7 protein-coding genes and 1 pseudogene are annotated in these 10046 nt (G+C 69.6%); 3 read left to right on the forward strand and 5 right to left on the reverse strand.

Features of this window, described 5'->3' with window-relative positions:
• Positions 1-122 precede the first annotated feature (122 nt).
• Both ACZ6DT_RS34215 and ACZ6DT_RS34220 read right to left on the reverse strand, forming a co-directional pair.
• Positions 123-419, reverse strand: a complete 297-nt coding sequence (locus tag ACZ6DT_RS34215; protein ID WP_465603049.1) for a hypothetical protein — start codon at positions 417-419, stop codon at positions 123-125.
• On the reverse strand, positions 412-3810 hold the full coding sequence (locus ACZ6DT_RS34220; RefSeq protein WP_465603050.1) for a TM0106 family RecB-like putative nuclease: 3399 nt from the start codon (positions 3808-3810) through the stop codon (positions 412-414). The genes ACZ6DT_RS34215 and ACZ6DT_RS34220 overlap by 8 nt, the downstream gene beginning before the upstream one ends.
• Before the next feature lie 238 nt (positions 3811-4048).
• On the opposite strand from ACZ6DT_RS34220, the gene ACZ6DT_RS34225 reads away from it, so the two are divergent.
• Both ACZ6DT_RS34225 and ACZ6DT_RS34230 read left to right on the forward strand, forming a co-directional pair.
• Positions 4049-4825, forward strand: coding sequence for a cyclase family protein (locus ACZ6DT_RS34225; RefSeq protein WP_465603052.1), 777 nt, complete (start codon positions 4049-4051; stop codon positions 4823-4825).
• A 172-nt stretch (positions 4826-4997) separates the two neighbouring features.
• A pseudogene (locus ACZ6DT_RS34230) lies at positions 4998-5603 on the forward strand (thiamine pyrophosphate-dependent enzyme); the annotation flags it as partial.
• A 3-nt stretch (positions 5604-5606) separates the two neighbouring features.
• Here the strand turns inward: ACZ6DT_RS34230 and ACZ6DT_RS34235 are convergent.
• The 3 genes from ACZ6DT_RS34235 to ACZ6DT_RS34245 are packed head-to-tail and all read right to left on the reverse strand — an operon-like array spanning position 5607 to position 9553.
• Positions 5607-6869 (reverse strand): class I SAM-dependent methyltransferase, encoded by a 1263-nt coding sequence (locus ACZ6DT_RS34235; protein WP_465603054.1) that lies wholly within the window; start codon positions 6867-6869, stop codon positions 5607-5609.
• 26 nt (positions 6870-6895) lie between these two features.
• Positions 6896-8281 carry an FAD-binding oxidoreductase gene (locus ACZ6DT_RS34240; RefSeq protein WP_465603056.1) on the reverse strand — a complete coding sequence of 462 codons (1386 nt, stop codon included), beginning with the start codon at positions 8279-8281 and terminating at the stop codon, positions 6896-6898.
• A 57-nt stretch (positions 8282-8338) separates the two neighbouring features.
• On the reverse strand, positions 8339-9553 hold the full coding sequence (locus ACZ6DT_RS34245) for an SGNH/GDSL hydrolase family protein (RefSeq protein WP_465603057.1): 1215 nt from the start codon (positions 9551-9553) through the stop codon (positions 8339-8341).
• A gap of 114 nt (positions 9554-9667) precedes the next feature.
• On the opposite strand from ACZ6DT_RS34245, the gene ACZ6DT_RS34250 reads away from it, so the two are divergent.
• Complete coding sequence (locus ACZ6DT_RS34250) at positions 9668-10039, forward strand: MmcQ/YjbR family DNA-binding protein (protein WP_465603058.1); 372 nt, start codon at positions 9668-9670, stop codon at positions 10037-10039.
• The last annotated feature ends 7 nt before the right edge of the window (positions 10040-10046 follow it).

Raw genomic sequence — 10046 nt, forward strand, 5'->3', positions numbered from 1 at the left:
CCCCCCCCCCCCCCCCCCCCCCCCCCCCCCCCCCCCCCCCCCCCCCCCCCCCCCCCCCCCCCCCCCCCCCCCCCCCCCCCCCCCCCCCCCCCCACGACACCTCTGCCGTACCCCTCATTGACTCACTGCTCTCGCATCGCGCGGCGGATCTCGGCCAGCTTGTCCTTGGCGGCCTTGTCGCGATCGGCGATCTTCTTGTCCAGCGAAGCCACGTCTTCCTTGCCGCCGAGACCCGCGAGTTCGGTCGAGCCCAGCGAGGTCGTGTACCGCTGCTCGATGCGATCCCGCACGTGATCGAACGAGGGCACCCCGGACTCGCTGTAATCCGGGTCCGGAACCTCGGCGGGAGGCGTAGGGGTCTCCTCGACGATCTCGGCGTCGAGGATTTCCGGCTTCTTCTCCGGACTGTTCTCACTCATGGTCACTCCGTCCTGCGTGCCACGGCACGGCTTCGGTCATCAACCCGAGCATGCCCGAAACCAGCCGCATCTGGTCGACCGTGCGGATGTCGGCCTCGACCAGCCGCGGCGAGCAGACCACGATCGCGAGCGCCTGGGCCCGTGAGAGCGCGACGTTGAGCCGGTTCCGAGAGAGCAGGAAGTCCAGGCCACGCGGCAGATCGACGGCCGAAGACGAGGTCATGGTGGCGATCACCACCGGTGCCTCCTGTCCCTGGAACCGGTCGACCGTGCCCACCCGGACGCGCGGATACCCGGCTTGGTCCAGCGCACGCGCCACGACGCGGGCCTGCAGGTTGTACGGGGCCACGACCAGGATGTCCTCGTCACCGAGCGGACGGGCATCGCCGTGATCGCGCCAGGCACGGCCGTGGAGTTCGGAGACGAGGGCGGTGACCGCCTCGGCCTCCTCGACCGACCGCGTCGTGTTCCCGTGGTGATCGACTTCGGCGAGGTACAGGCCCGACTCCACGCCTTCGATCGCCCGCTCGGCCGCCGAAGGATGCGAGTGCAGGCGGCCCGCGTAGGACAGCCGAGACACCGGAGCGCAGACCGCCGGATGCATCCGGCGGGTCTCGTCGAGAAAATACCCGAGTTCGGCCGGGATGATGTCGGCCTCGCCGATCAGATGCCCGAGCGCGGACGCCTCGGCCCCGGCCGGATGCGTGCCCTGCACCACCTGCGGCAGCTGCTGCGGATCACCCAGCAGCAGGAGGTTCTTGGCGCACATCGACACCGCGAGCGCGTCGGCGAGGGCGAACTGGCCCGCCTCGTCGATGATCAGCAGGTCGAAGGGCTCTTCCCGGATCGCGGCGTTCGCGAACGTCCACGCGGTCCCGCCGACCAGATGGCCGGTGTCGTGCTCCTCACGCCATTTCACCAGCGCGGGATTGGTCTTCGGCTGCTCCCACGGCGCGGCCGGATCCGGGGTCCGCTTGGCGCGTTTGGCGCACGGCAGATCCGGCGCGTTCTTCAACGCGGCGGACAGCACGTTCTCCACGGCCTTGTGACTGGTCGAGGTGACCGCGATCGTCTTGCCCGCGCGCACCAGTTTCGCGATCAACCTGCCCGCGAGGTACGTCTTGCCCGCGCCGGGCGGGCCCTGGACGGCGAGCGCGGAGCCGTCGAGCGCCTCCACGGCCTTGATCACGGTGTTCACCAGATCCGCCCCGGGCTCGGGCAGGGGCCGGTCGTCCCGCAGCCGGGGCGGCGTGCGCCGGAGCAGGTCGACGCCGGGATGGGCGGGCAGCACCGGCAGCGTCTCGACGACGAGACGGGCGAGGTCCGCGACCGCGTCGTCCTTGGGGGAAGGCCGGACCGGACTTCCGGGCAGCACCGCCATCGGCCTGTCGGCGGTGGTCTCGTCGGGTGGGCAGCTTTCCTCGAGGGTCAGTTCGACGGCGGTGGCCGAGACGACCTTGGCCTCCCGCGCGGCCGCCCCGTACCGCAGGCGGACGTCGTCGCCGGGGGCGAAGGGATGCGGCCGGTCCGGGTCGCAGCGAAGCACCAGCGAGCGCTTCGCCTTGCGGACCCGGCCCGAAGGCGGTACCCATTCCCCGGCCTCCAACGAAACCGGGACGGCGCACGCGTTGTCGGCCTCCAGATCACCGAGCGGGGCGGCCAGCTGGCGGAAGTACTCCCACCACGCGGGGTTCGTCTCGCGGCGGTGGTAGCCGACGGACGCGGCCAGCAGCGCGCGGGCGCGGTCCTCGCCGGTGAACCCGGCCGGATCGTCGGGCAGGCCCTCCAGCAGCGGATCGACCAGCGCGGCCAGCTGCGCGGCGCGTTCCGCGCGTTTCCGGGCCGCGACGTCCTCTTCGGTCTGGCGAAGCAGAGCGTCCACATCGGACTCTTCCGGCGGCTCGGCGAGCTCGATCCCTTCCTCCACGCGGACCTTGTGGAGGAACTCGAACAACCGCAGCGTGGAAACGCAGTCGTATTCGTTGTAGTCGCTGATCCCGCGCAGCACTTCGTCCGCGTGTTCGGTCTCGCCGGAGGCGGTGAGCGTCAGGTACTCCTCGTAAGCCTCGATACTCGAAACCGCCGTCTTGACGTCGCCGTCGCGGGCTTCGGGCATGTAGAGCGGTTCGAGGTACTTGATGGAGTACGACCGCTGCGAGACCCGGAGTGCCTTGCGCACCACGGAATACAGGTCCACCAGCCCACCGCTGCGCAACAGGTGGTCGACGGCGTCCTCGCGCGTCCCGTGCACGGCGGCGAGCCGTTTGATCGCGGTGACCTCGTACGGTGCGTAGTGGTAGACGTGCGAACCGGGATGTTCCGCGAGCCGCGCGGTGGCGAAGTCGACGAACTCCTCGAAGGCCCGCTTCTCCTGCGACCGGTTGTGCGCCCAGAACGGCGTGAACTTCGTGCCGTCGTCCGCGGTCACCGCGCCGAAGAGGTACTCGAGCCCTTCGCCGGCCAGGGCGTACGGATCGCCTTCCATGTCGAAGAAGACGTCACCTGGCGCGGGCGGCGGCAGTTCGGCCAGCGCGCCCGGATCGATGATCTCGTAGGCGATCTGGCCGGTGGCGTCCTGCCGGACCTGGATCGCGGCTTGGGCGCGCAGCGTGGTGAACGACGTCGTCGAGATGTCGCGCGGCCGATCCTCCGGTGTGGCGGCCGCGAGCGCGTCGATGGTGCCGAGGCCGGCGGCGACGAGTTTCCGCCGTTGGTCACCCCGCATCCCCGCGACCAGCGAAAGGTCTCGATCGGTTTCGCGGGCGCTCGCGCAATGCGCGGCGTAAGAGCAGCCACCGCAGGCGGGCCGTTCGTCGGCCCACATCGGGACCGGCAGGGTCGGCGGCCGGTTCCGCAGCCGGGCACGGAGCCGGTCCACCAGCGGGAGGAAGTCGTCGACGCGGAACGAGCGGGTGCTGTGATCACCGAGCAGCAGGTGCATCCGCGGACCGGTGGGCCAGCCCGCGCGGCGCAGGGCGTCGGCGTACGCGGTCAGTTGGACCACCGCCGCGGGCTTCGCGTGCCTGGCCAGCTTCGTGTCGTAGACCTCGTAGCGGCCTTCGTCGTCCCTCATCAGGAAGTCGGCGCGGCCGGAGAACTCGCCGTCGTGGAAGACCGCCTGGTAGATCACCGGCGCGCCCGCCCGAAGCGTCTCTTCGGTGGCTTTCGCGGCGACGACCGGGTCGCGTTCGTCGATCTCGACGACGGCGCTGCGCTCGCCGCGCAGCTTGTCCAGCGTCGCGGCCTCGTGCGCGCGCCCGTGTGTGACCGCCAGCTGATCCGGCCCGGAGCCCGGCCGCGGCGCTCCAGGGAGCCCGGCGGCCAGCGCTTGGTTCAGGAGGCTGCGGTGCTCGCATTCGAGCAGGTCGGCGAGATCGGACGGGGTGTACATCGCCCGGGAGTCTCGCACGGACTCGCGGATGGACGGCCCCGGCGCGCCGGAGTCCGCCGGCGGTGTGGTCGAACGCGCTGAGCGTTCCCGATGTCGCATCGGAGATGTTCGATGTCCCCAATGCGGCATTGGGAACATCGACCCACACAGCGGAGGCGAACCTGTCGACAACACCCCCTCCAACAGGCGAAACCGGCCTAGGGTGACCAAGACGCCGCAGCACTCCCGGGAGGCACGCATGTCGTTGTTGGCCCAGCTGAACACCGCCGTCACCACGGGCGCGATCGAGGTCGTCGACCTCACGGCCCCCTTGAGTGAGAGCACGCCGATCCTCCGGTTGCCGGAGCCGTTCGCGAACACGATCCCGTTCGGCCTGGAGGAGATCAGCCGGTACGACGAACGCGGGCCGCGCTGGTACTGGAACAACATCCACACCGGCGAGCACACCGGGACGCACCTCGACGCCCCCGTCCACTGGCTGTCGGGAAAGGACGGCCACGACGTTTCCCAGGTCCCCTTGCGGACGCTGGTCGCGCCGGCGGTGGTGCTCGACGCGTCGGCTCGCGCGGCCGAGGATCCGGACTTCCTGCTGTCCATCGACGACGTCCGTGACTGGGAGCGCGTGAACGGTCCCCTTCCCGACGGTGGCTGGCTGCTCTACCGCACGGGCTGGGACGCCCGTTCGCATGATCAGGAGGCCTTCCTCAACAACGACGAGAACGGCCCGCATTCGCCGGGCGTGTCGGGGGAGTGTGCCCGCTGGCTCGCGGAGGAGGCACCGATCACCGGCTTCGGGGTGGAGACCGTGGGCACGGACGCGGGACAGGCGCTGGCCATCGAACCGGCCTTCCCTTGTCACGAACTCCTTCTGGGCGCGGGAAAGCACGGTCTGACCCAGTTGCGGAATCTGGCGAGCCTGCCGCCCACCGGGTCGATGTTGATCGTCAGCCCGCTTCCGATCGTCGGTGGCTCCGGCAGCCCCGCCCGGGTCTACGCGCTGGTCGAGCGGGTATGAACGTGGCGGAACCGGTCGGCCGCACCCTTGCCGAACTCGGCGTGGGTGCGGCGTTCGGGGTGTCGTTCGTCGCCGCCCGGCACGAGGGCGGCGCGGCGAGTATGGCCGACGCGTACGCGCGGATGAGCGGCCGCGTGTCGGTGCTGAGTCTCCACCAGGGCGTCGGGCTGACCAACGCTGGAATGACGTGCCGTATAACGACCTATCCGGCGGAGGGAGGATCGATCCGCGCACGCTCAGCCGCCGTCTCGACGAGATCCTGCCCGCCGAACGCGTGGTCTCGATCGACTCCGGCGACTTCATGGGTTACCCGAGCGCGTACCTTTCCGTCCCCGACGAGAACGGTTTCTGCTTCACGCGGGCGTTCCAATGCGTCGGGCTGGGACTGGGGACGGCGATCGGCGCGGCGCTGGCGCGGCCGGACAGGCTACCGGTGCTGGGCGTCGGCGACGGCGGGTTCCACATGGCCATCTCGGAGCTGGAAACCGCGGTACGGCTGCGGATGCCACTCGTGGTCATCGTCTACAACGACGCGGCGTACGGCACCGAGATCCAGCATTTCGGGGACGCGGACATGACCACGGTCCGGTTCCCCGACACCGACATCGCGGCGATCGGCCGCGGCTTCGGCTGCGACGGCGTCACCGTGCGTTCGGTCGAGGATCTGGCCGCGGTCACGGAATGGCTCGGCGGGCCACGGAACGGGCCGCTCGTCATCGACGCCGAGATCGCCGACGACGGCGGCTCGTGGTGGCTCGCCGAAGCCTTCCGTCACTGACGTCTACACACCCCAGTCCGGCCTCAACGGCATGCCCGAGTCCCCGTCCGGACCGACCTTCACCCCGAGCACCTGGTGCAGTTCGATCTCCCGCCGCTCGAAGGCGAGGCGGCACGCGGCCATGTACAGCGCCCAGACGCGGCTCCGCCCGGCGCCCGCTTCGGCGACGGCCGCGTCCCAGTTCGCGTCGAGGTTGGCGCACCACGCGCCGAGCGTGGTGGCGTAGTGCTCGCGGAGGTTCTCCGAATGCCGCACCTCCAGCCCGCTGTCGTGCATCGCGGTGGCGATCTCGCCGACGGACTCCAGTTCGCCGTCGGGGAAGACGTACCGGTCGATGAACCCGCGTGACCGGTGCGGGACGGAGGTGTCCGGGTTGGTGATGCAGTGGTTCAGCAGGCGCCCGTGCGGCTTCAGTTTCCCGGCGAGGAAACGGAAGTACGACGGCAGGTTCCGCGCGCCGATGTGCTCGGTGAGCCCGATCGACGACACCGCGTCGAAGTCGGTTTCGGTGACGTCGCGGTAGTCGAGGTGCCGCACCTCGGCGCGGTCCGCGAGGCCCTTGGTCACGATGTCCTTTTGCGCCCACTGCGCCTGCTCGCGTGAAAGGGTGACACCGAGCGCCTCGACGCCGTAGTGCTCGACGGCGTGCTCCACCATGCCACCCCAGCCGCAGCCGACGTCCAGCAGCCGCATTCCCGGTTTGAGGGCGAGTTTCCGGCACACCAGGTCGAATTTGTGCGCCTGTGCCTCTTCCAGCGAGGCGTCGGCGGACGGATACGCGGCGCAGGTGTAGGCCATCGACGGACCCAGCACCAGTTCATAGAACCGGTTCGAGACGTCGTAGTGGTTCGAGATCGCGTTGCTGTCACGCGCCTTCGAGTGCCGCAGCCCGTCGAAGACGCGTTTGGCGCGGCTCGGCAGTTCCTCGGCGGGTGGGGCGACGCGGCGCAGGTGCCTGGGCCCGAGTTCGCGCAACAACCACAACCGGTCCGCGGCGCTGAGCTGATCGACCTGCGCCACCAGCGCGCGCAACGCCGAGTAGAGGTCGCCGTCCACCTCGAGCGCGCCGGCCACGTAAGCCCGCGCGAGACCGAGGTCTCCCGGTGAAGACATCAGGTAGGTCAACGCCAGTGGTGACCGCACCTGGATCGACACCGGTGCGTCGGCCGGGCCGCTCGTGCTGCCGTCGTAGGCGGTGATGAACACTTCGGCGCTCGGGCCGAGCAACCGCTCGAAGATCTTCCCGACGGTCGTCGTCTCAGCCATGCTCTTCTCTCTTCTCCCAGCCCGGGTCACCGCCGCCGCACGCATTTCGCGTACAGGTCGAGCAGGCGGCCGTCCGGGTCGTAGGCCGTCTTCAGCTTTCGGTAGGCGTCGCCGTTGTACAGCCGCCAGAACTCGTCTTCGGTATAGAAACTGTCGGAATACAGCGACTTCCGCCCGCCGAGTCGCGTCACTTCGGCCTCGATCAGCCGATTGTGCGTATCGGGCCCCTCGCCCGGGTCCAGCGGGACCGCGGACCAGAACCCGAAGTTGACGTACAGCGTTTCTGGGTCCAGCTCGTACAGCGGCGAGTTCGCGCCACCCGGCCGCTGCTTCAGCGGGCAGATCCACACCGGGCTGATCGGGATCTCGCGGCGGAAGAAGTCCAGGAACTCCGCGGCACGCGAGAGCGGCACCTCGATGTCCTGGACGATCGTCTCCTCCGGAGGGAGCCCGCGCAGCTTGAGCAGTTTCGCCGCGACCCCGAACCGGCGGTCGAGCGCCACCGCCTTCCAGTAGACCGAAGACCGCAGCAGCCGCCTGCCGAGCAGCAGCCGGGGGAGCCGGTTCTGCACGCCGAACGCCCGCGAGCACCAGAACCAGTCCGTGTCCCAGCGCCACAGGTAGTCCCGGACGCTCAGATGGTCCGTCTCGCGGGAGCGGATCGACTTGTAGTAGATGTCGAGCCAGGTGTAGTCGCTGGTCGCGGGCGCCGTGGTGGTGAACGTGCCCAGCGTCAGGTATTGCTCGCCCGGTCCGAAGACCGTGCCGTCCACGAAGTCGGCCGACCCGTCACGACAGGCTTCGCCGAGTGCCGCGAAGTACTCCTCGGTGTCTTCGTACCGCACGTGGTCGAGCCGCACGTACGGTTTGACCGGCTCCAGCTCGATCTTCAACCGCAGCGCGTAGCCGAGCGTCCCGTACGAGTTCGGGAAGCCATGGAACAGCTCGCCGTGCTCGTTGTCCGCCCGTGCGACGACGATCCGGCCGTCGCCGGTGAGCAACTCCATCTCCAGCACCGACTCGTGCACGAGGCCGTTGCGGAACGAGGACGACTCGATGCCGAGGCCGGTGACCGCGCCGCCGAGGGTGATCGTCTTGAGCTGCGGCACGACCAGCGGCATCAACCCGTGGGGCAGGGTCGCGTCCACCAGCTGCTCGTAGGTGACCATGCCTTCGACGTCGGCCGTGCGCGCCAGGGGATCGACGTCGAGGACGTGCGTGAATCCCGAGACGTCCAGCCCCGGGGTACTGGTCGCCGTCCGTGCCCGGAACAGGTTCGACGTCCGTTTCGCCAGCCGGATCGTTCCGTGGAGATCCGCGAGCTGTGCCCGCAGCGTTTCGGCGCGCGCTTCGTGTTCGGCGAACCGGACCAGCCGCGCCGTCGCTCGGGTACCGCTGTCGTCGCTAGTCATTCCTGATCGCCATCAGTTCATCGTGCCCCACGGAACCGCCTGGCGCAGCCCTTATTCCTACCGGAGTCCGTGCAGCGGGACGGCGCTCGCCATCGCGGTGAAACCCTTGTCGCCGGGATGGAGGTGATCGCCGGAGTCGTACTCGGGTTTCATCCGCCGCGGGTCGGCGGGATCGCGGATCGCCGCGTCGAAGTCGATGTAGGCGTCGAAGACCCCGCTGGTCCGGATGAACCGGTTGACCGCCTGCCGGGTCTCTTCGAGCTGGGGCGTGTACGAACCCCAGCCCTTCCACGGCGTGATCGTCGCGCCCAGCACCCGCAGGCCGCGGTCGTGCGCTCTCGTCGCGATCTGTTTCAGCGCCGAGATGATCTTGTTCGGATCGGCCTGATGCGGGGTCTGCTGGATGTCGTTGATGCCCTCGAACACGATCGCCGTCCGCACCCCGGACTGGGTCAGGACGTCCCTGTCGAGCCTGGCCAGCGCGTTGACCCCGTAGGTGCCGCCGTCGAGCAGCAGCCGGTTCCCGCTGATCCCGGCGTTGAGCACGCCGAGCCGCGCGCTGATCTTGTCGGCGAGCTGATCGGGCCAGCGCAGGTTCGCGCCCCAGGTCGAGTTCGCCCCGTCGGTGATCGAGTCGCCGATCGCCACGACACTGCCTCGCAAGCCCGGGCCGCGGACGTCCACTCCGGACACGTAATGCCAGACCGCGGTCTTTTCCGGGAACGCGGCCGCCGACTCGTCGGCCGCCTTGTCACCGTTCCGGGTGAAGTAGGAGTTCTGCATCGCGAGCGGGTGGTAGGTGGCCGGGCCCGACGGCGTCGGGGTGTAGATGGTGACCAGGAGATCGCCGTCCCTCGGCACGGACAGCGCCGCGCCGTCGCTGACGATGTCGGCGCCGGGTGGCACGGTGACCGCGCGGTCGCCGCCGAAGGTCAGCGTGCGCATCGTGCCCGCGACGGCCTGCGGGGTGTCCGGGCCGGCGGCGACCGCGACGGTCACCCGGCCGAACAGCACCGGGGTCCGGCCGAAGGCGTTGGACAGCCGGACGCGTACCTCGTGCCCGCCGGCGCTGGTGTGCACGATGTTGCGGATCGAGAAGTTCGGGTAGCCGTTGTCGGTCCCCGCCACCCCGGCCGCGGGCGCCGCCGCCCAGGTGCCCACCCAGCCGCTGGTGGCCGTGCTCTCCACTCGGGCCGGCGGAGCCGCCGCGGCGGCCCCCGGGACAAGGCCCAGCACCAGGATTCCCGCTACCGCGAGATGCTTCACGCGCATGTCAGTTCCGCCTCCACCCAGTCGGCCCCACCCATCGTCGATGAATCACCGACAACCGGTCAACGCCCTGGACAGGACAGGTTTCTGTCGGAGGGGGTCACTAGGCTGAACGCCATGACACCTGCCGCTCTCCGGAAGCTCTGCCTCGGCTTCCCCGGTGCCCGCGAGGAGTTTCCGTTCGGCGAGGACAACAGCGTGTTCAAGGTCGCGGGCAAGATCTTCGCGCTCGGCCCGCTCAAGGCGAAGCCGCTGCGGATCAGCCTCAAATGCGAGCCCGATCTGGCGGTCCGGCTGCGCGCCGAACATCCGGCGATCATCCCCGGCTACCACCTGAACAAACGGCATTGGAACACCGTCGAACTGGACGGTTCGCTGACCGACGGTTTCGTCCGGGAGCTCGTCGAGGACTCCTATGACCTCGTCGTCGCGGGCCTGCCGAAACGAGAGCAAGAGAAACTGCACTGGGTCGCGCTCAGCCAGGAATGAACGCCCG

This window comes from Amycolatopsis sp. NPDC041971 (assembly GCF_055588925.1).